This window comes from Serratia sp. CY32780, from assembly GCF_052169135.1.
Lineage (GTDB): Bacteria > Pseudomonadota > Gammaproteobacteria > Enterobacterales > Enterobacteriaceae > Serratia > Serratia sarumanii.
Genome location: NZ_JBJNLI010000001.1, coordinates 1,242,392 through 1,262,652 on the forward strand (window position 1 = coordinate 1,242,392; position 20,261 = coordinate 1,262,652).

Genomic DNA, 20,261 nt, shown 5'->3' on the forward strand with positions numbered 1-20,261 from the left:
ACCTGGGCCTCAATAAGACGGAATGGCTACGGGCTGTTTGTTGTCATTGACCGTGGCCATCAGCTTGCCGCTGCTGAAACCGCCGGCGGGCGGCAAGGCGAAGCGCATTTGCGAACCGGGCAGCACGTATCCCATCAGGCCGGGATTCAGGCTGCGGCCTTGCAGCGTCACTTTCGAAATGCGGGCATGCACTGCGCCTTGATTTCGCACCTCCAGCCAGCGTTCGCTGCTTTGCTGCTGTAGACGATAGCTGAGCTGAGGTTGGCTGGCGGTCGCGTAATCGCGCGGTTTTTCGCTGTCCTGTTTGGTCCAAATGCCCTTGCCGCTGACGAACAGCGGCACCGAGTAGCGCATCTGGAATTTCAGCCCCATCTCCGCACCGCCGGGGGCGGCGCCCGACGATTGTTCTTTCACCGGTACCTCATCGACCAAAATGCGGTAGGCGCGCTCCTGTCCCGCCGCCGGGGCCGACTGTTTGATCAGGCGTATCAGCTGGCGTTTGCCTGGCGCGATCGACGCCACCGGCGGGCTGGCGATCACGTCGCTTTGGTTGCTGTAATCGTCTTTGCCGGCGGTTTGCCGCCAACCCAACACGCGAATTTGCATATAGACCGGTTTGCTGTCGCGATTTTCCAGCCACAGCGCGGTGGCCTGTTGTTGATCTTCAATCACCGGATCGATAGGCCAAATGAGAATGGAGGCCGCGGCCAGGGCGTGCTGCTGGCTTGCCAGGAGCAGGGCTGCCGTTAACGGCAGGCGGAAGGGTATGCGCATAACTCATCCTTATTGCAAAAAAACTTAATAAGTGACCGTCAACAAGACCGTATCGCTGTAAACGCCACTGGTGGGCAGGGTACTGGTCGAAAACAGACGGGCGTAAACCTTGATTTCTTGCGTGCTGCCGGTGGCGGCGACGGTCTGCGCCGCGCCGCCGTTGGCGCCATCCCCCCAAAGGGTGGCGTAGTTGCTGTCTTGATAAAGTTGATACAGCAGCGTTTCCGACGTGGCGGCGTTTTGTAATTTTCTGCCGCCGGCGATGGATCCGGTCACATGATTGCCGACGCCGAGGGCCAGCGTAACGCTCAGCCCCGGGTTGCAGCGAAACAGCACCGAACCGGCGCCGCTGCTGGAGACGACGCTGATCGCGTTGCTCAGCGAGGACAGCTGGCCGAAGTTCAGGGTGCCGAAGGTGGTCACGTCGCTGACGCCGCTGCCCAATACGCAGCCTTTTACCACGGTTGCATTGACGGTGAACGGCTGGCTTTTGGTCAAGTCGTTGACGCCGGTATCGCTTTGGGCCGGGGAAAGCGGCAGGCAGAACAGCAAACCGCAAATGGAAGCGCGCATCGTCATTACCAATTGATCGTGACCTGTACCGTGTCGGTGTAGCTGCCTGTCGGGGGCGTGGACTGCGCCGGAATCATGCCATAGACCGGCAGCCAGTTGTCCGAACCGTTGGCGGTTTGTGACACGCCCGTCAGATTGTCCCAAATGGTGCTGTGGGCGGCGTTGGTGTACAGGTTGTAATTCACCCGTTGGCCGGCCGCGCTTTGCAGGTAGCGGGCCGCGGTATTGCCGCTTTGCCCGCCGCCAAGCAGAACGCTGTAGCTGGTGCCGTTGGTGCATTTCACCCGAATGGCGCCGGCGTTTTGCTGCCCGGCGACGCTGGTGGCGGTGCTGAGAAAATACAGCGTGCCGAAATTCAGCGTGCCGAAGCTGACGTTGCCGCCTGAGCTGCTGCCGGCTTCACAGGCGCTGAGCAAGGTCGCGCTGACGCCGAGGGTCGCCGTTTTACTGTCGGCCAGCGCCAACAGACTGCACGCCCATAATCCGCCGCAGCAAAGCGCGTGCCGCACCGTTACCAGGTGACCGTCATCGTGACGGTGTCGTTATAGGTGTCCGCCGCCGGGGTAGAACCGGCCGCCGGCACACGGCCATACACGATCAGCGGAACGGCGGCGCCGGTGCCGGTGCCGGTCAGCGCGTTGGCGCCGCTGCCCCAGGCGGTGGTGCGCGCGGCATCCTGGTAAAGGTTATAGCTGATGAATGCGCCTGCCGTGCTGGCCATGCGGCGTTGGGTGCCTGACGTGACGTGGAGCCCGTTGTCCAGCGCCACTGTGTAGTCTGTGCCGGTGGTGCAGGTCAATGACAGCGTACCGGCCCCCCCTGCGCCGGTGGCGCTGGCGTCGATAATGTTGGCCAGTGAAGAGTAAGTGCCGAAGCTGATGGAGCCGAAGTCGTTGACGGAACCGCTGCTGTTGCCGCCCCCCACGACGCAACCGGCGCCGATGGTCAGCGTCACGCCTAGCGTGCCTTGAATGGTGCCTGCTGCGTTAGCCGCGCCGTTGGCGCACAGCAGGGTTGCTACCGAGGTCAATGCCATCAGAGTTTTTTTCATCTTATATTCCTTGCCGTATGAGAGAAAGCCCGCAAAGACGCCACCCAGAGGTGGGTTGAACGTATTCATTTAGCTGCACTTTAATTAATAGAATAAGAATCGGGAATTGTCTTGATGAAAGCGAGAAACTTTTTATTCCCATCCCCCGGCTGACGGGGCTTACAGGTGAGGTATACCGATAAATTGAAATGATTAGAATAATAACGAACGGTGATGGGAATATTATTAGCGTTATTTTATCGCCGGGGCGTTTAATTCCCCGGCGCGGTATCGTTTACAGGTGGAAATCCAGCGCGCCGTCGCGCACCAGCTCGCGCGGCAGGTTGTTCTTGATACGGCTGCCGATGCGCTTGGCGATGCCCAGCGGCTGCCCCTGGTAGGTGACGATGCATTCATCGCCCGCCGGCGGCAGTTCCGGGTAGAGATCGCGGCCGTGATACCACTCCTGCGCCAGCGCGGCGTCCAGCTCGAAATGCGCTTTGCCGCCGGTGCCGGCCAGCGCGACCGCCGCCTCGTGCTGCCAGCGGAAACCTTTAGGGAAACGCTCCGCCAGTTTGAGGCCGATGCGCGAGAAGCGCACCTTGCCGAACAGCGGTTCCAACTCGGCCGGGAACAGCCAGATCTCTTTGTCGCGCTCCCATAGCCAGCCGTCATCGCCCCAGGTTAAGCCGGATGCGGCGGCGGCTTGGGCGACCTGCGCCGCTTCTTTGCCGGACAGCGGGCTGAACGGGAATTTACCGACTTTGTAGGTCGGCTTCGGCAACGGCGCCACGGCGCGCCGTTTGCGCAGGCGGGCGACGAAAAAGCCTTCGCTGTCGTAAATCTGCGGGAAGACGTGTAGGAAACCTTCGGCGGTCAGCGCCTTGTCGGCGCCGGGGAAGAGCCCGCCCAGCGGCTCGATGCTGACCGCGTCGCCGTAGGTGTCCAGCAGCCAACGCACCACCTGCTGGTTTTCCTGCGCATTGAGCGTGCAGGTGGAGTAAACCATCACGCCGCCCGGCGCCAGCGCATGAAACGCGCTGTCGATCAGTTCGCGTTGGGTGGCGGCGATCTCGGCCACGCTTTCCGGCGACCAGTTGCTCATGGCGTCCGGATCCTTGCGCACCACGCCTTCGCCGGAGCAGGGGGCGTCGAGCAGAATGGCGTCGAAGCTCTCCGGCAGCGCGGCGCCGAACACCCGGCCGTCGAAGTGGGTCAGCGCGGTGTTCTTCACGCCGCAGCGGCTGATATTGGCGTGCAGCACTTTCACCCGGCTGGCGGAGTATTCGTTGGCGACGATGCCGCCCTGATTGCCCATCAGCGCGGCGATCTGGGTGGTTTTGGATCCCGGCGCCGCCGCCACGTCCAGCACCCGAGTCGGCGCCGCGCCGCCCGCGAACAGTGCGCTGACCGGCAGCATCGAACTGGCTTCCTGAATGTAGAACAGGCCGCTCAGGTGTTCGGCGGCGCTGCCCAGGCGCAGCTCTTCATCGTCGCGCTCGATCCAGAACCCTTCCGCGCACCAGGGAATGGGCTCCAGTCGCCAGTCGTAATCCTGCACCAGCGCCAGGAAATCGGCGACGCTGATTTTCAGCGTATTGACGCGCAGGCTGCGGCGCAGCGGGCGCTGGCAGGCGGCGATAAAATCGTCCATCGCCAGCTCGGCGGGCATGATGGCGCGGGTGGCGTCAAGGAAAGCGGGGGGCAGAAAAACGGCGGTGGATTTGGCCACGGGGCGAACTCTCAGGGTGCAATAAAGATAAGGGCGAGAGTTTATCACAAAGCGGAAAAAAACAGGGCCCGGCGATGCCAGGCCCTGAGGAAAATGCGAAATTTAATCGCGCGGAATGGCGGTGCCCCAGGTTTTCCAGTCCTTAGGCTCTTCCGGATTCAGCAGGAAGTGTTTGTTCGGCGTGGCTTTCGGCGCCAGCGGAATAGTCGGCGGCGTGGCGAAGGCGATACCGCCGCGGATGAACTGCTGGAAGGTGCCGCTCTTGATCACGCCGCCGGTCAGGCCGAACTGCAGGTTGTAACCCGAAGCCAGCCAGAACACGCTGTTGTTGCGCACCAGATGCTGATATTTCTTGCTGATGCGCAGCGCGACGTGCACCCGATCGGACATGGCGCCAAGGTAGAAGCCGGTGATGGTACCGACCTCTACGCCGCGGAACAGCACCGGCGTGCCGATCTGCAGCGAGCCGGTTTCGGCGGCGTCGAGCACTACGCTCAGGCCGTCGAGATAGCGCGAGTCGGTGATGCTGGCCTGCTGCAGCTCGAAGGTGCGCAGCTCGCGGCCGCGCCCCGGCTCCACGTTGATATAAGGCTGGAGCAGGGTATCGAGATTGCTGACGCCGGCGGCGGAGATCTCCGGCGAAACGATCGAGAAGCGGCTGCCCAGACGCGCGAAAGTGTGCACATATTCCGGATACAGCACCGCTTTGGCCAACACTTCGTTGCGCTCCGGCGCCAGCTGCAGCGACTCCACCTGGCCGACGTCGATACCGAGGTAGCGCAGCGGCATGCCCGCCGACAGCTTGCTGGCGTCGTAGGTTCGCAGCATGATTTGGCTGCCCACCGCGCGGGCGGCGGTTTCGCTGGCGTACAGCACGCGGTTGGCGCCCTTGTTGAGCGTCACGCCCTGCAGGTTGTCGAAGCTGATGGCGCCTTTCAGCGCGCGGTTAAGCGGCGAAGCCTGCACCGTCAGCCCGCTGCCGTTGAGCTGCACCTTGGCGCCGCCTTCGGCCCAAAAGATGCTTTCGCGGGTCAGCAGCTTGCGGTATTCCGGGCTGATGTAGACGTCCACCTCAAACTCGTTGGCCTTCGGCCGAACGTTGACGATCTCGCCCACCTGGAATTTGCGGTACAGCACCACCGAACCGGCCTGCACGTCCGGCAGGCTGGTTGCGCTGAGGGTCAGGGTGGTGGAAGGGGCGTTGCCGACGATGCCTTCCTCGGCTTTCTCGCTGTTGGCGTACAGCGGGTATTGGCCGCCCGGTTCCCCCTTGCTGCCGGGAATAATGCGCACGCCGCCGTCTACCCACTCCTGGGCGCTGGCGCCGAGCACTTCCATGCCGTCGATGCCCAGCTTAACGTCGAGGCGGCTGTTGACCACGAATTTGCTGTCTTTGTGCAGCAGGCCGCGGTACTGCGCGTCGATGGCGGCGGTGAACACCACGCCGCCGGCGGTCAGGGTGCGGCTCAGGATCTGGCCGACTTTCACGCCGTGCACCACCAGCGGTTGCCCAACGTCGATGCCGTAGCTTTGCGGCGCATTCAGCGTGACGGTCAGCACGCCAGGCTGCTGCAACAGCGTTTCGCTGCTGTCCAGCACGTTGAAGCGCTGCTGCGGCTCACCTTCGCCCGGCACCAGCTCCAGCGTGGTGCCGGTCAGCAGTTGGCTGAGCTTGGCGTCGTTGAGGCTGATGCGCGGGCTGCGCATCACGATGCGGGTGCCGCTGCGCATCAGATCGACCACCGAAGGATCGATGGTCAGTTCACCGACCACTTTGCTGTCCTGTTGCAACGTCAGCTTGGTGAGGGTGCCGACCTGCAGCCCCTGGTACATCAGCGGCGTGCGGTTTTCACTCAGGCTGTTGCCGTTCGGCAGATCCAGCAGGATATTGACGCCGCGCTGGCTGTGGGCCAGATCCGGATACAGGGTATAGCTCTGATCGCCCTTGGCCTGCTGGCCATCGGCCGGCGAATCGAAGGCGATGGCGCCGTTGACCAGCGCCGCCAGGCTCTCCATTTGTACCGTCGCGCCGGACAGGCTGAAATCGCCCTTGAAACCGGAGACATTCCAGAAGCGGCTGTTGCTCTTCACCAGGTTGGCGAAACGGCGGTCGATCAGCACGTCGATGGTCACGCCCTTGTTGCCTTCGCTGATGGTGTAGTCATACACCTTGCCGACCGGGATTTTACGGTAGTAGACCAGCGAGCCGCTGTTGAGTGAGCCGAGATCGTCGGCGTGCAGGTGGATCATCAGCTCGCCGGTGTTCAGGCGGTATTTCGGCTGGGTATCGAGCGCGGTGAAGTGAGTTTGCTCCTTGCCGCTGCCGGGCATCATGCCGATATAGTTGCCGCCGACCAGGGCATCAAGCCCGGAGACCCCGGCCAGCGAGGCTTTGGGCGTCACCAGCCAGAACTGAGTGCCTTCGCGCAGCGAGTCTTCCAGATCGCTTTTGATGCTGGCCTCCACCACGATGCTGCGCAAATCTTTGCTCAGGCTGATTTTCTGCACCGTGCCGACCTCTACGCCCTGATAGCGTACCGGCGTGCGGCCGGCGACGATGCCCGCCGCCGATTGGAAATCGATGGTGACGGTGGTGCCGCGCTCCTGGACATTGTTATAGACCAGCCACCCGGCGATCAGCAGGGCGATGAACGGCAGTAACCAGAACGGTGAAATGCGGCGCTTGTTCTTGACCCGCGCTTCAGTCGGTGTAGTCGGCGTTTCCTGTTGCATGTGCATCCCAAATCAATCGGCTATCCAGCCACTCAACGGCAAGAATAGTCAAAATGACCGCCGAGCCAAAGTAAAACGCGGCCGGTCCCATAGTAAAAGATAACAGCTGGTCGCGGTTTACCAGCGACATCATCAAGGCGATAACGAACAGATCGAGCATCGACCAGCGGCCGATCCAGGCGACCAGACGCAGCAGACGAATGCGCGTCTTCAGGCTGTGCGAGGTTTTGAAGTGAATGCTGAACAACAGCGTGATCAGCACGATCACTTTGGTAAAGGGCACCAGCACGCTGGCGATGAACACGATGGCGGCGATCGGCACGTTGCCGGAGGTGGCCAGCGAGACCACGCCGGAGAATATGGTGTCTTCGAGGCGCACGCCGTTGGCGTAAATGATGGAAATCGGCAGCAGGTTGGCCGGTATCAACAGGATCATCGCCGCGATCAGCGCCGCCCAGCTTTTCTGCAGGCTGTAAGGCTGGCGGTGGCACATCGGCACGTGGCAGCGCGAACAGCGGCCGCGCGCGTCGGGGTAGCCGGTATAGTGGCAGGACAGGCAAATGTGCAGCGCCGCCGGCGGGCCTTTCGGCTGTTCCTGCGGATAGTAGCGCTCCCACAGCTGCTCCAGGTTGGCGTGGATCAGCGTCAGGATGCTGAGCAGGGTGAGCGACAGGTAGGCGATCAGCGCGCTGCCCGCCTGGATGTCGGCGTAATCCTGCACCTTGATCGCCGCCACCGCCATGCCGATCAGATAGATGTCCAGCATCACCCACTCTTTCAGCCGCTCCAGCATCAGCAGCACCGGCCGCAGGTTCATGCCGAGCGCGTGGCCGAAGCGCAGGTACAGCAACGACAGCGCCAGCGTCAGCGGGGCGCCGATGGTGCAGAACGCCACCATGCTGGCGGTAAGCGGGTCGCCCTGACGGCTCATCTGCCAGATGCCTTCCAGCAAACTGGCGTCGATGCGCGTGCCGAGCAGGCGGATGCTGATCAGCGGTTCGGTGAAGGCGAACGGCATCAGCAGCAGCATGGCGATCGCCATGGCGGTCAGGCGCGTCATCGACCAGTCGCGGCCGTTCACCACCTTGGCGTTGCAGCGCGGGCAATAGGCGGCCTGGTTGCCGCTGAGCGGCGGCAGCACGAACAGCAGATCGCACTCGCAGCAGCGCTGGTGGCGCGCTTTGGAAAGGGGGGCGGTGATCGCGTGTATTTTCATCTTTGACAAGTCGCTGCCCTTGAGCCCGCCGGAACTGTCAGCGTAGCTGAAAAATAAACCGGCCGCGTCACTGGCGATCGGGCGCCGGACGGTAAAACGAGGTAAACCGGGATTCTGAGCGGCAAACATACCCCGAGCGACAGGGTTTTGTGAAGCAACAGATGATTAACCTTGTGGCTATACGCATTTAATGCTTATTTTATAGGGCCTAAGCTTTGGGCTTCTGGCCATCTTCACTGTTTCAATGGTTATCACATGACAAAAGAACAATTCTACGCGGAATTAAAACGTGACCTGAGCGCGTTGCTCGGCGGGGAAACCAACTTTATCGCGGCGTTGTCCAACGCCAGCGCGTTGCTCAACGAGCGTCTGGATGACGTGAACTGGGTCGGTTTCTATCTGATGGATGGCGGCCAGCTGGTGCTGGGGCCGTTCCAGGGCAAGATCGCCTGCGTGCGTATTCCGGTGGGCAAGGGCGTGTGCGGCACGGCGGTGGCGGAAAATCGCGTGCAGCGCGTCGGCGACGTGCATGCGTTCCCGGGCCATATCGCCTGCGATGCGGCCAGCAACGCGGAAATCGTGCTGCCGCTGGCGGTTGGCGGCCGAGCGATCGGCGTTTTGGATATCGACAGCACGGTTTATCAACGCTTCGACGAACAGGACGAAGCGGGCCTGAAAGCCGTGGTGGCGGGGCTTTGTGAGCAACTGGAACAGTGCGACAGTGCGAAATATGTGACTGTGGCGGCAAGTTGATCGACGGTTAACGTGGCAATTACCGATGGCGTCATTATAATGACGCCTGTTCATGCCTGTGGCTTGTTGGCAATACCGTTGTAATCAGGAAATTTCATGGAAAATCAACCTAAGTTGAACTCTAGTAAAGAAGTCATTGCTTTTCTTGCCGAGCGTTTTCCGCTCTGCTTTAGCGCCGAAGGCGAAGCTCGTCCGCTGAAAATCGGTATTTTTCAGGATTTGGTAGAGCGCGTGCAGGGGGAAGAGAATCTCAGCAAAACGCAATTGCGTTCTGCCCTGCGCCTGTACACCTCAAGCTGGCGTTACCTGTACGGCGTCAAAGTCGGCGCGCAGCGCGTCGATCTGGACGGCAATCCGTGCGGTGAACTGGAGCAGCAGCATGTCGATCATGCTCGCCAGCAGCTTGAAGAAGCCAAAGCGCGCGTTCAGGCACAGCGTGCCGAACAAAACGCCAAAAAACGTGAAGCCGCCGGTGAATCCGCCGATGCCGCGCCACGCCGTCCGCGCCCAGCCGGTAAAAAGCCCGCTGCACGTCGCGAAGGCGGAGCCGCGCCGGAGAACCGCAAGCCGCGCCCACAAACTCGCCCACAGCCAGCTCGTCAACCTCGTGCAGCAAAAGAGGAAAACCAGCCGCGTTATGCGCCAGTCACGGATATCTCTAAACTGCAAATTGGCCAGGAAATCAAAGTCAGAGCAGGCAAGAGCGCGATGGATGCTACCGTACTCGAAATCGCTAAAGATGGCGTACGTGTGCAGCTCTCTTCCGGTCTGGCGATGATTGTGCGCGCAGAACACTTGCAGTTCTGATACGGAGGCCAACCCAGGCATGAACAAATTCGTCAGATTAACAGCGATTGCAGGGCTGCTGTGGGCGGGTGTCAGTTACGGCGCGGAAACAGCCAACATCCGCATCGGCCAACTGCCTCAACTGCAACAGGAACCTCAGCACGCTACGGTGAGTGAGCGCGTCACCTCGCGCTTCACTCGCTCTCATTACCGCCAGTTTGCCCTCGACGCGGAGTTTTCAGGCAAGATCTTCGATCGCTACCTGAACATGCTGGACTACAGCCATAACGTGTTGCTGGCCTCCGACGTGGCGCAGTTCGCCGGCAAACGCAATCAGGTTGGCGAAGAGCTGAAAACCGGCAAGCTGGACACCTTCTACGCGCTGTTCAATCTGGCGCAGAAACGCCGCTTTGAGCGTTACACCTATGCGTTGTCGTTGCTGGACAAGCCGATGAACTTCACCGGCAACGGCACTATCGATCTCGACCGCAGCAAAGCGCCGTGGCCGAAAGACAAGGCCGAGCTGGATAGCCTGTGGGATGCGAAAGTCACCTATGACGAGCTGAACCTCAAGCTGACCGGCAAGACCGACAAAGAAATCCGCGACACGCTGACCAAGCGCTATCAGTTCGCCATCAAGCGCCTGACGCAAAGCAACAGCGAAGACGTCTTCCAGCTGGCGATGAATGCCTTTGCGCATGAAATCGACCCGCACACCAACTATCTGTCTCCGCGCAACACCGAGCAGTTCAACACCGAGATGAGCCTGTCGCTGGAAGGCATCGGCGCGGTGCTGCAGATGGATGACGACTACACCCTGATAAACTCGATGGTGCCGGGCGGCCCGGCGGCGAAGAGCAAGGCGATCACCGTGGGCGATCGCATCGTCGGCGTCGGCCAGGCCGGCAAACCGATGGTGGACGTGATCGGCTGGCGCCTGGACGACGTGGTGTCATTGATCAAAGGGCCGAAAGGCAGCAAGGTGCGCCTGGAGATCCTGCCGGCAGGCAAGGGCACCAAAACCCGCGTGGTCACCCTTACCCGCGAGCGCATCCGCCTGGAAGACCGCGCGGTGAAAATGACCATCAAGACCGTCGGCAAAGAGAAGGTGGCGGTGTTCGACATCCCCGGCTTCTACGTCGGTCTGACCGATGACGTGAAAGTGCAGCTGCAGAAGATGGCCAAGCAGAACGTCAAGAGCGTGATCATCGATCTGCGCACCAACGGCGGCGGCGCGCTGACCGAAGCGGTGTCGCTGTCCGGCCTGTTCATTCCGAGCGGCCCGGTGGTGCAGGTGCGCGACAACAACGGCAAAGTGCGCGAAGACGCCGACACCGACGGCGTGACCTACTACAAAGGCCCGCTGGTGGTGCTGGTCGATCGCTTCAGCGCCTCCGCCTCCGAGATCTTCGCGGCGGCGATGCAGGATTACGGCCGTGCGCTGATCGTCGGCGAGCCGACCTTCGGTAAAGGCACCGTGCAGCAGTACCGTTCGCTGAACCGCATCTACGATCAGATGCTGCGCCCTGAGTGGCCGGCGCTGGGGTCGGTGCAGTACACCATTCAGAAGTTCTACCGCGTCAACGGCGGCAGCACCCAGCGCAAAGGGGTGACCCCGGACATTCTGATGCCGACCGGCGTCGATCCGGCGGAAACCGGCGAAGCGTTTGAAGACAACGCCATGCCGTGGGACAGCATCAATGCGGCGACCTACAGCAAGACCGGCGATATGGCGCCGTTCGAGCCGGAGCTGCTGAAAGATCACCAGCAGCGCATCGCGCAGAATCCGGAGTTCCAGTACATCGCGCAGGATATCGCGCATTACAAGGCGCTGAAGGATAAACGCAACATCGTGTCCCTCAATCTGGCGGTGCGCGAGAAAGAGAACCACGACGACGATGCGACCCGTTTGAAACGCATCAACGAGCGCCTGGAACGTGCGGGCAAGAAGCCGCTGAAATCGCTCGACGATTTGCCGAAGGATTACCAGGAACCGGATCCGTACCTGGATGAAACCGTGCATATCGCACTGGAGCTGGCTCATCTGGAAAAAGATCGGCCCGCTCAGCAGCCAACGCCGGCCAAATAAGGCCGCGTCCGGCAGGATGAAAAACGCACCCTCGGGTGCGTTTTTTTATGGTGACGCGAAGGCCTGCTTCCCTGCAGGGGGAATGGGGGCGGGCTTATGCGTCGCCTGACAAATTTATGGCAAAAAACCCCTCCGCCTTACGCAACAATCGTTTACAATTTGCCAAATCCTGGTCGCGCGCCGTTTTTGTAAAGTTTCGTATTTTTAGTAGGTTAATGACGCGCGACTCTTGAAACTGTGACGAATGCCCATACGATCTAGGGTATCTTCGACAGCGTTTTGTTAACATTTATGAGGAAGTAAACATTTTATGATGCGTATAGCTCTGTTCCTGCTCACCAACCTGGCGGTGATGTTGGTTTTCGGGCTGGTGCTCAGCCTGACAGGAATCCAATCCAGTAGCGTTCAGGGCCTGATGATCATGGCCGGTCTGTTCGGCTTCGGCGGCGCTTTCGTGTCGTTGCTGATGTCCAAGTGGATGGCGCTGCGCTCCGTCGGCGGGGAAGTGATTGAACAACCGCGTAACGAAACCGAAAACTGGCTGCTGGAAACGGTGCGCCGTCAGTCGCAGCAGGCGGGCATCGCCATGCCGCAGGTTGCTATCTACCACGCGCCGGACATCAACGCCTTCGCCACCGGCGCGCGCCGCGACGCCTCGCTGGTCGCCGTCAGCACCGGCCTGCTGCAGAGCATGAGCCGCGACGAAGCGGAAGCGGTCATCGCGCACGAAATCAGCCACGTCGCCAACGGCGATATGGTGACCATGACCCTGATTCAGGGCATCGTGAACACCTTCGTCATCTTCATTTCGCGCCTGATCGCGCAGGTCGCCGCCGGCTTCCTGGGCAACCGCGACGGTGAAGGGGAAGGCAACGGCAACCCGATGATTTATTTCGCGGTGTCGATGGTGCTGGAACTGGTGTTCGGCATCCTGGCAAGCATCATCACCATGTGGTTCTCGCGTCACCGCGAGTTCTACGCCGACGCCGGTTCCGCCAAGCTGGTGGGCCGCGAGAAGATGATCGCCGCCTTGCAGCGCCTGAAAACCAGCTACGAGCCGCAGGAAGCGGGCAGCATGATGGCGTTCTGCATCAACGGCAAATCCAAGTCGTTCAGCGAGCTGTTCATGTCGCACCCGCCGCTCGACAAGCGCATCGAAGCGCTGCGTTCCGGCCAGTACCTGAAGTAATCGGCTGAATGAAAGGAAAAACCCCGGCTCGCCGGGGTTTTTTTATGGCATGACGAAATCGCTTTTTCAGGTGGAGGATGCTGATTCAAGTGTCAGATTTCGCGATTTGAATACGGCCTTTCCGCCTCTCGCGGTACGCTAGCCGCTGCAGGCTACCATGCCTGACGCCTTCGCTTGCTTGGTTTGGGAAGCTCATGCTATATGCTTTGGCACCATAACGTCTGTCCCTGAGGCCCTATGAAAATCAACGCTCTTCCCTTGCTCGGCTGTGATGAGGCGCTGGCGCGCCTTACCATATTGGCGGGCGGCGTCGCCGATGCGTCTGCAGAGTTGTTAAACCGGAATGGTTACGATTCTGAACAGCCAGCTATACGCTGGCATTCAGGCGACCTGCACCTCCCATCGTTTTTCCCAGACGAGAACGACAGGCACGATTACGATTATCTGGTCGTAGAAGGAGATTTGATCGTAGAGGGGTGCATGGCGGTGTCACCCCAGCGGGAGGATGGCGGCATCATTGTGCTGGGGCGGCTGCAGTCGGATACGCTGATTTGTTTGGGCGAGCTGCTCGTGCGTGACGATGCCCGCATACGCCATGCCTATTGCAGCTCTGGAAACGACGGCGCGTTTGTGGTGGGGGGAAATCTGGCCGTGCTCACCCTGGTAGAAACGGGGGAATTTATCCATGTACATGGCGATCTCGACGCGCGATGTCTCGCCTCATTGCAGAACTTCGTTCAGGTTGACGGAGAGACGCGCTGCGACTGTCGAATCGACAGCGCGCAGTCCGCTGAACCGATCACGCGCATGTTCGCTTCAGACCTGCTGAAGGCCTTTGAGGGGGAGGATAACGACGGCCAACACATTGTTGGCTGGTATCCGGATGACGATGCCTATTTAGCGTGTTTGCAACAAGGCCGCAGCCCGTTGAGGAGCGGCGACTGACGCCAAGCGTATCACACCAGGCGCGGCGTGATTCAGGCCGGCCGCATTGCTGGAACCGCCGGCTTTAGAATCGATGGGGTTTCGGCTGTTTCTATGGCCGCTATTTCACCTCGCGGCTTGGCTGCGCCGTTTGCGCCGTCGATTGGGTGATGCGCAGGCTGCTGACCGCCGCCGCCAGAGTGGCGAACACGCCGGCCAGGACCAGCGATGCGTGGGTGCCGGAGGTGGGGAACAGGTTGAACATCAGCGCCACCAGCGCGGCCCCCGAGGTTTGCCCCAGCAGGCGAGCGGTGCCCAGCATGCCGCTGGCGCCGCCGCTGCGGTTACGCGGCGCGGCGGAGATGATGGTGTGATTGTTGGGCGACTGGAACAGGCCGAAACCGGCGCCGCACAGCACCATGCGCCAGATGATGTCCCCATTCGACGGGTCCGCGGGCAACAGCGCCAGCGAGAACAGCCCGAGCGCGAACACCGCCAGCCCAATGCAGCCCAGCAGGCCGGCGTGCACGCGCTCCACCAGCCGGCCGGCGATCGGCGCCATGACGACGATCGCCAGCGGCCACGGCGTCAGCAGCAGCCCGGTCGCCACTTCGTCGCGGCCCAATGCGCTTTGCAGGAAGAACGGCAGCGATACCATCGCCAGCATCTGCGCGGCGAACGAGCAGATTGAGGTGCCCATCGACAGGGCGAAAATCGGGATGCGCAGCAGGTCGACCGGAAGCAACGGAAATTCCTGGCGCAGCTGGCGGCGCACGAACACCGCGCCAATCGCCAGCAGCGCGGCGATCTCGCTGAAGATCAGCGTCAGGCTCTGGCCCTGGGCGAAGCCGCTGATGGCGGTGATCAGCAGGCCGAAGGTCAGCGCGTTCAGCACGGCGCTGGTGGGATCGAAACGGCGGTTATCGCTTTTTTGGCCGTTGGCCGGCAGAAACTTCATGCCCAGCAGCAGCGCGACGAGGCCGATCGGCAGGTTGATGGCGAACAGCCACTGCCAGGAAGCGACCGACAGGATCGCCGCCGCCACCGTTGGCCCGGCCGCCGAGGAGCAGGCGACGATCAGCGAGTTGATGCCCATGCCGCGGCCGAGAAAACGCTGCGGATAGATGATGCGGATCAGCGCGGTGTTGACGCTCATGATGGCGGCGGCGCCAAAGCCTTGCAGCACGCGGGCGATGGTCAGCGTGAGCAGCGAGTCGGACAGGGCGCAGAACAGCGAGGTGATGCTGAACACCAGCAGCCCGGCCTGATAGATGCGGCGATAACCGATCAGATCGCCGAGCGACGCCAGCGACAGCAGAGAGACGGTGATCGCCAGCTGATAGGCGTTAACCACCCAAATGGAGCTGGCCGGGCTGGCGTTGAGATCGCGCGCGATGGTGGGCAGCGCCACGTTGGCTATCGCGCCGTCGAGCACGGATACGGTAATGCCGAGGGCGATGGCGAGGATCGCCCCATAGCGTTGCGGGACGGGGAGGCCGTCGGAACAAGGACGCATGTTGGTCTCAGCGGTATTTATTCAGGGGAGTATTATCATGCTAATCATATTCGCCCATGATTGCATGCCCCTTGTCCGCTGAATTGTAAACGGCGGTGAGCGGGCCGGCGGTTATCCATTTGGCTTCAATCGCTTAGCGTTCAACTGCGTTGCGCGTCGCGATCTGTTCCGATTATACTGAAACCCTTGTTTAAATTTCCTGAAACAGAACCGTTAAGTAGGGTATTCGCCATGGCTAACGCAGATTCAGACAAGCAACCGGATGCCGTCTCATCCGTAATGAAAGTGTTCGGTATTTTGCAGGCGCTCGGCGATGAGCGCGAGATTGGCATTACTGAACTGTCCCAGCGGGTGATGATGTCCAAAAGCACCGTCTACCGTTTTCTGCAGACCATGAAAGCGCTGGGCTACGTTTCGCAGGAAGGCGAGACGGAAAAATATGCGCTGACGCTCAAGCTGTTCGAGCTGGGCGCCAAATCGTTGCAGAACGTCGATCTGATCCGCAGCGCCGACGTGCAGATGCGCGAACTGTCGAACCGCACCCGCGAAACCATCCACCTTGGCGCCCTGGACGAGGACGGTATCGTCTATATCCACAAGATCGACGCGATGTACAACCTGCGCATGTATTCGCGCATCGGTCGCCGCAACCCGTTGCACAGCACCGCCATCGGTAAAGTGCTGCTGGCCTGGCGCGATCGGGATGAGGTGGCGCAGATCCTGTCGCAGATTGAATTTACCCGCAGCACCGAGCATACCCTGACCAGCGCCGCCGAACTGCTGCCGGTGCTGGAGCGGGTGCGTGAGCAGGGATACGGCGAAGATGCCGAAGAGCAGGAAGTGGGGATCCGTTGTATCGCGGTACCGATATTCGATCGGTTTGGGGTGGCGATCGCCGGGTTGAGCATCTCCTTCCCGACGCTGCGCTTTTCCGAAGCGGCGCGGGAGGAGTATGTGGCGCTGTTGCACGTCGCCGCCCGGCGCATCAGTGAACAGCAGGGCTATCACGACTATCCGTTCTGACCCTTCGCTTCCATGAACAAGGCGCTGCCATGGCAGCGCCTTGTGGCTATTTCACGCCCGGCGTCAGCCGCTGCGAAATCCGTTCCAGCACTAACATCAGCAACAGCGTGGCCGCCACCAGGATCATGGTCAGCGTCGCGCCGTTGGCGATGCTGCCGCGATCGGTCAGGCTGAAGATAGTGACCGGCAGCGTTGCCCAGCTCGGCGGGTAGATCATCATGGTCGCGCCCAGCTCTCCCATCGACAGCGACAGGCTGAGGGCGAAGGCGGAGATCATATAGGGGGCGATCATCGGCAGGGTGACGTGGCGCAGGCGGAACAGCGGCGAAGCGCCCAGGCTGGCGGCGACGTTCTCGTAGTCGCCAGGCAGCCGGGCCAGCCCGGCCATCACGTTGCCGAAGGTGAAGGCGGAAATCAGCACGAAGTGCGCGACGGGCACGATCAGGAAGGTGCCGTTCATCTGCAGCGGCCCCTGGCTGAACGCCACCAGCATCCCGAGACCGATCGACACCGAAGGCACCGCGCTGGGAATGAAGAACAGCGTGCTCAGCAGGCGCTGGCCGCGCCCCTGATGGTGGCGCAGTGCCAACGCCGCCCAGGTGCCGCACAGCAGCGCGAACAGGCTGGCGCTGAAACCGATAGCCAGGCTGGCGACCAGCGCGTCCCAGGAGGCGCCGCCAAAGGCCTGGCGGAAGTGGCTGAAGGTGAAACCGCTCGGCAGCACGCCGTTCCACTGTTCGCTCAGGCTGGACATCAGGATCACCGCCAGCGGCAGGCAGAAGAACAGCGCGAACAACGTGACCGCCAGCGTGCAGGTCAGGGTGCGGCCGGTGCGAGACCAAATCAACATCGTCAGTTCCTCAGCCCGGCGCGCGCCGCGGCGTAGCGGTAAAGGGAGAACAGCCCGAGTGACAGCGCGATATTCACGACGGCGATCGCGCAGGCGACGGCGTAATCCGACTCCAGAATCGCTTTGGAGTAGACCATCATCGGCAGCGTGGTGACGCCCTTGGCGCCAATAAACAGCACGATGCCGAACTCATTGGTGGTCAACAGCAGGCACAGGCTGCCGCCGGCCAGCAAGGCCGGCAGCGCGGCGGGTAAAATTACCTGGCGCACCACGCGCCCCGGCCGGGCGCCGAGGATGCTGGCGGCTTCGAGCTGGCTGCGATCGATCTGCGACAGCGCCGCCATCAGCGGACGCATCACCAGCGGCGTAAACACGGTGATTTCCGCCAGGATCACGCCCCAGATGGAGTAAAGAAAGTCTACCGGCGGCAGGGTGAAACCGAAGGTCGCCATCAGCGTACCGTTCAGCAGGCCGGCGGAGCCGTAGATAAAGGTGAAGGCCAAGGTGATCAGGAAGGTCGGCATGGCGATAAAGGTATCGATCACCCAGGCGATCAGCCGGCTGCCGGGGAACGGCGTGAACACCAGCAGCAGCGACAGCAGGGTGCCGAGCACCAGGCAGCCCAGCGTCGCCAGCAGCGCAATCTGCAGCGTATTGAGCAGGGCGCTGACAAAGCGTCGGGATTCGAACACCTGCTGCAGCGCGGCGGCGCTGAACAGCCCCTGATCGTCGGTAAACGCCTGTTTGACGATCAGCGCCAGCGGATAGAAAAACAGCGTCGCCAGCACCAGCAGCGGCAGCAGGATCCATAAACGGCGCGGTGAACGCGGCCGCCGGGCCGGGCGAATAAGCGTAGAGTCGGTCATGTCAGTCCTCGATCAGTACCGCGTCGTCAGGGGCGAAATAGAGCGGCACGCGCTCGCCGATCTGCGGCATCCGGCTCTGATGGGTGGTGACCACGCGCAGCGGGTGGCCTTGTGCGTCGAACTGCAGGTGCGTCAACTCCCCCTGCCAGTGAATATCGCGCAGCGTGCCGACGATACAGTTGCTACGCTGGGCATCGGCATCGAGCGCAATATGCTGCGGCCGAATGCACAGCAGTTTGTCGAAGCCGCGTTGTGCGCCGTAGGTGAAACAGCCGATCACTTTTCCGGCGCAGCTGACGGTGGTCATGCCTTGGCCGGCGGTGGTTTCCAGCGCGGTGGCCGGCAGCAGGTTGGCGCGGCCGAGGAACTCGGCGGCGAAGCGGTTTGTGGGATGACGGTACAACGCGCGGGTCTCGCCGTGGGCGATCAGGTGTCCGTCGCGCATGATGCCAATCTTGTCCGCCAGCGTCAGCGCTTCGCCCTGATCGTGGGTGACGTACAGGATGGTCAGCTCCGGCAGCTCGCGGTGCAGGCGGGCGATCTCTTCCACCATGCTGTGGCGAATCTGCGCGTCCAGCGCCGACAGCGGTTCATCCAGCAGCAAGACTTTGGGGCGCACCGCGATGGCGCGGGCGATCGCCACGCGCTGCTGTTGGCCGCCGGAGAGCTGGCTGGGATAACGCCTGGCGTAGGCGGACATGCCGACGATGGCCAGCGCCTCCTCGACGCGCTCGGCGGTGAGGCCGCGCGGCTTGCCCTGGGCGCGCAGGCCGAACGCCACATTGTCCTCGACGCGCATATGCGGAAACAGCGCGTAGTTCTGTACCACCATGCCCAGACCGCGCTCATAGGGCGGCACGTCGGTGACATCGACGTCACCGATGGCAATACGCCCGGCGGAAGGCTGCACGAAACCGGCGATCGCCCGCAGCACGGTGGTTTTGCCCGAGCCGGAGGGGCCGATCAGCGCCAGCACTTCGCCGGGGGCGATGGTGAGCGTCAGGGGTTTCAGCACTTCGGTGCCGCGATACGACACGCTGACGCGGTCGAGTTGGATGCCCGACGGCCCGGCGATGTCGAGGCTGTTATCCTGTGCCTCGGCGCGGGAAGAGAGGGTAGAAGGCATTGTCAGCGTCATTCGGTCACCTTGTGCCAGCGTGAGATATCGGCGGACAGGCTGCTTACCACCTGATTCCAGTCCGGCGCCCAGATGTCCACGCCTTCCAGCGCCGCCTGCGACCGCTTGAAGTTATCGTCGTTCGGGATGACGTCCTTACGCACCGGCATGCCGTAGGACATGGCGCTAACGCTGCTCTGCGCTTCTTTGCTCAGCAGGAAGTCGATCAGCTTTTTGCCGTTGGCGCTTTGCGGCGCGCCTTGCACCAGGCCGACATAGTAAGGCAGCGCCAGCGTGCTGCGCTTGCCGTCCGGCCCGGCCGGCCAGAACACCTGCACGTTCGGGTTGCTGCGCATCTGCGCCAGGTTCATCTGCAGATCGCCGTTGGCCACCAACAGCTCGCCTTTATTGACCAGCGCGGTCAGCTTGCCGGTGGAAGCGGAAGGGCCGACGTTGTTGCTTTGCAGCTTGCCGAGGTAGTCGAAACCGGCGTCCTTGCTACCGAAGCTGTGAAACGCCTGCAGCAATACTGCGGTGCCGTCACCGGCCTGGCCCGGCGTGGAGTACTGCAGCTTGTTGCGGAACTGCGCGTCCAGCAGCTGTTGATAGCTGGCGGGCGCCTGCGGCAACAGTTTGGCGTTATAGATGAAGCTCAGGTAGTTGTTTACCAGCGGCACGAACTGCGGCTGAGCGTCGGCGATCTGCGCCGCATCCTGCGGGGTGAAATCCTGCAGCAGTTTTTCCGCGGCGGCGCGCTGGATGAACGGCGGCGGCGTCACAAGCACGTCGGCCTGCGGGTTGCTGCGCTCTTTCGACAGCCGCTCTACGATGGCGCCGGAACCGCCTTCGACGTATTGCACCTTGATGCCGGTTGCCTGAGTGAAGGCGCCGAACTGGGTTTGATACCAGCTGTGATCGCCAGCGTGCAGACCATCGGCGGAGTAGACGGTCACCACCGCGTCGGCGGCCCAGGCCGGCGCGGAGCCGAGTGCGATGGCGGTCATCACGACCAGACGAGAAAGTTTCATAGCTTCAGCCTCACTGTTGCGGATTTATGCGTAACTGGTATACACCAGATATGCGGCCACGC

The 20,261-nt window shown here is 61.7% G+C and carries 18 protein-coding genes; 6 read left to right on the plus strand and 12 right to left on the minus strand.

The genetic code is table 11. The annotated features are described in order from the left end of the window. Positions 1–9: 9 nt before the first annotated feature. The 7 genes from ACJ8HH_RS06135 to yebS form a co-directional block, all read right to left on the minus strand. Positions 10–774 carry a fimbrial biogenesis chaperone gene (locus ACJ8HH_RS06135; RefSeq protein WP_033638279.1) on the minus strand — a complete coding sequence of 255 codons (765 nt, stop codon included), beginning with the start codon at positions 772–774 and terminating at the stop codon, positions 10–12. Between the two features lie 24 nt (positions 775–798). Next, entirely contained in the window at positions 799–1,347 is a 549-nt protein-coding gene (locus tag ACJ8HH_RS06140; protein WP_195892014.1) for a Csu type fimbrial protein, read from the minus strand. A gap of 5 nt (positions 1,348–1,352) precedes the next feature. Then, a complete protein-coding gene (locus ACJ8HH_RS06145) occupies positions 1,353–1,856 on the minus strand; it encodes a Csu type fimbrial protein (protein ID WP_071883799.1) in 504 nt (167 codons plus the stop codon). A gap of 2 nt (positions 1,857–1,858) precedes the next feature. Beyond that, entirely contained in the window at positions 1,859–2,398 is a 540-nt protein-coding gene (locus ACJ8HH_RS06150; RefSeq protein ID WP_033638282.1) for a Csu type fimbrial protein, read from the minus strand. A 274-nt stretch (positions 2,399–2,672) separates the two neighbouring features. Next, a complete protein-coding gene (gene rsmF / locus ACJ8HH_RS06155; RefSeq protein ID WP_442520220.1) occupies positions 2,673–4,109 on the minus strand; it encodes a 16S rRNA (cytosine(1407)-C(5))-methyltransferase RsmF in 1,437 nt (478 codons plus the stop codon). Between the two features lie 102 nt (positions 4,110–4,211). Further along, positions 4,212–6,842 (minus strand): PqiB family protein, encoded by a 2,631-nt coding sequence (locus ACJ8HH_RS06160; protein WP_048322070.1) that lies wholly within the window; start codon positions 6,840–6,842, stop codon positions 4,212–4,214. Beyond that, positions 6,811–8,058 (minus strand): membrane integrity lipid transport subunit YebS, encoded by a 1,248-nt coding sequence (gene yebS / locus ACJ8HH_RS06165; RefSeq protein ID WP_077039038.1) that lies wholly within the window; start codon positions 8,056–8,058, stop codon positions 6,811–6,813. The genes ACJ8HH_RS06160 and yebS overlap by 32 nt, the downstream gene beginning before the upstream one ends. A gap of 255 nt (positions 8,059–8,313) precedes the next feature. Between yebS and ACJ8HH_RS06170 the strand changes: the two genes are divergently transcribed. The 5 genes from ACJ8HH_RS06170 (at position 8,314) to ACJ8HH_RS06190 (ending at position 13,820) form a co-directional block, all read left to right on the plus strand. Continuing rightward, complete coding sequence (locus ACJ8HH_RS06170; RefSeq protein ID WP_033638286.1) at positions 8,314–8,811, plus strand: GAF domain-containing protein; 498 nt, start codon at positions 8,314–8,316, stop codon at positions 8,809–8,811. Positions 8,812–8,907: 96 nt separating this feature from the next. Further along, positions 8,908–9,618: an RNA chaperone ProQ gene (proQ, locus tag ACJ8HH_RS06175; protein ID WP_033638287.1), complete on the plus strand. Its 711-nt coding sequence runs from the start codon at positions 8,908–8,910 to the stop codon at positions 9,616–9,618. Positions 9,619–9,637: 19 nt separating this feature from the next. Further along, positions 9,638–11,686: a carboxy terminal-processing peptidase gene (gene prc, locus ACJ8HH_RS06180; protein ID WP_033638289.1), complete on the plus strand. Its 2,049-nt coding sequence runs from the start codon at positions 9,638–9,640 to the stop codon at positions 11,684–11,686. Between the two features lie 310 nt (positions 11,687–11,996). After that, a complete protein-coding gene (htpX, locus tag ACJ8HH_RS06185) occupies positions 11,997–12,875 on the plus strand; it encodes a protease HtpX (RefSeq protein ID WP_033638291.1) in 879 nt (292 codons plus the stop codon). A gap of 237 nt (positions 12,876–13,112) precedes the next feature. Continuing rightward, on the plus strand, positions 13,113–13,820 hold the full coding sequence (locus ACJ8HH_RS06190) for a hypothetical protein (RefSeq protein WP_049196132.1): 708 nt from the start codon (positions 13,113–13,115) through the stop codon (positions 13,818–13,820). A gap of 100 nt (positions 13,821–13,920) precedes the next feature. Here ACJ8HH_RS06190 and ACJ8HH_RS06195 read toward each other — a convergent pair whose 3' ends face one another. Further along, positions 13,921–15,315 carry an MFS transporter gene (locus ACJ8HH_RS06195; protein WP_033646331.1) on the minus strand — a complete coding sequence of 465 codons (1,395 nt, stop codon included), beginning with the start codon at positions 15,313–15,315 and terminating at the stop codon, positions 13,921–13,923. Between the two features lie 231 nt (positions 15,316–15,546). Between ACJ8HH_RS06195 and kdgR the strand changes: the two genes are divergently transcribed. Then, positions 15,547–16,338, plus strand: coding sequence for a DNA-binding transcriptional regulator KdgR (gene kdgR, locus ACJ8HH_RS06200; protein ID WP_089187163.1), 792 nt, complete (start codon positions 15,547–15,549; stop codon positions 16,336–16,338). 46 nt (positions 16,339–16,384) lie between these two features. On the opposite strand, the gene ACJ8HH_RS06205 is transcribed toward kdgR, so the two are convergent. The 4 genes from ACJ8HH_RS06205 to ACJ8HH_RS06220 are packed head-to-tail and all read right to left on the minus strand — an operon-like array spanning position 16,385 to position 20,199. Next, entirely contained in the window at positions 16,385–17,188 is an 804-nt protein-coding gene (locus ACJ8HH_RS06205; RefSeq protein WP_033653903.1) for an ABC transporter permease, read from the minus strand. A gap of 2 nt (positions 17,189–17,190) precedes the next feature. Next, positions 17,191–18,054 carry a 2-aminoethylphosphonate ABC transporter permease subunit gene (gene phnU, locus ACJ8HH_RS06210; RefSeq protein WP_060427719.1) on the minus strand — a complete coding sequence of 288 codons (864 nt, stop codon included), beginning with the start codon at positions 18,052–18,054 and terminating at the stop codon, positions 17,191–17,193. A 1-nt stretch (position 18,055) separates the two neighbouring features. Then, positions 18,056–19,186 (minus strand): 2-aminoethylphosphonate ABC transport system ATP-binding subunit PhnT, encoded by a 1,131-nt coding sequence (gene phnT / locus ACJ8HH_RS06215; RefSeq protein ID WP_370739128.1) that lies wholly within the window; start codon positions 19,184–19,186, stop codon positions 18,056–18,058. Between the two features lie 2 nt (positions 19,187–19,188). Next, complete coding sequence (locus ACJ8HH_RS06220) at positions 19,189–20,199, minus strand: 2-aminoethylphosphonate ABC transporter substrate-binding protein (protein WP_197766189.1); 1,011 nt, start codon at positions 20,197–20,199, stop codon at positions 19,189–19,191. Positions 20,200–20,261: the final 62 nt, after the last annotated feature.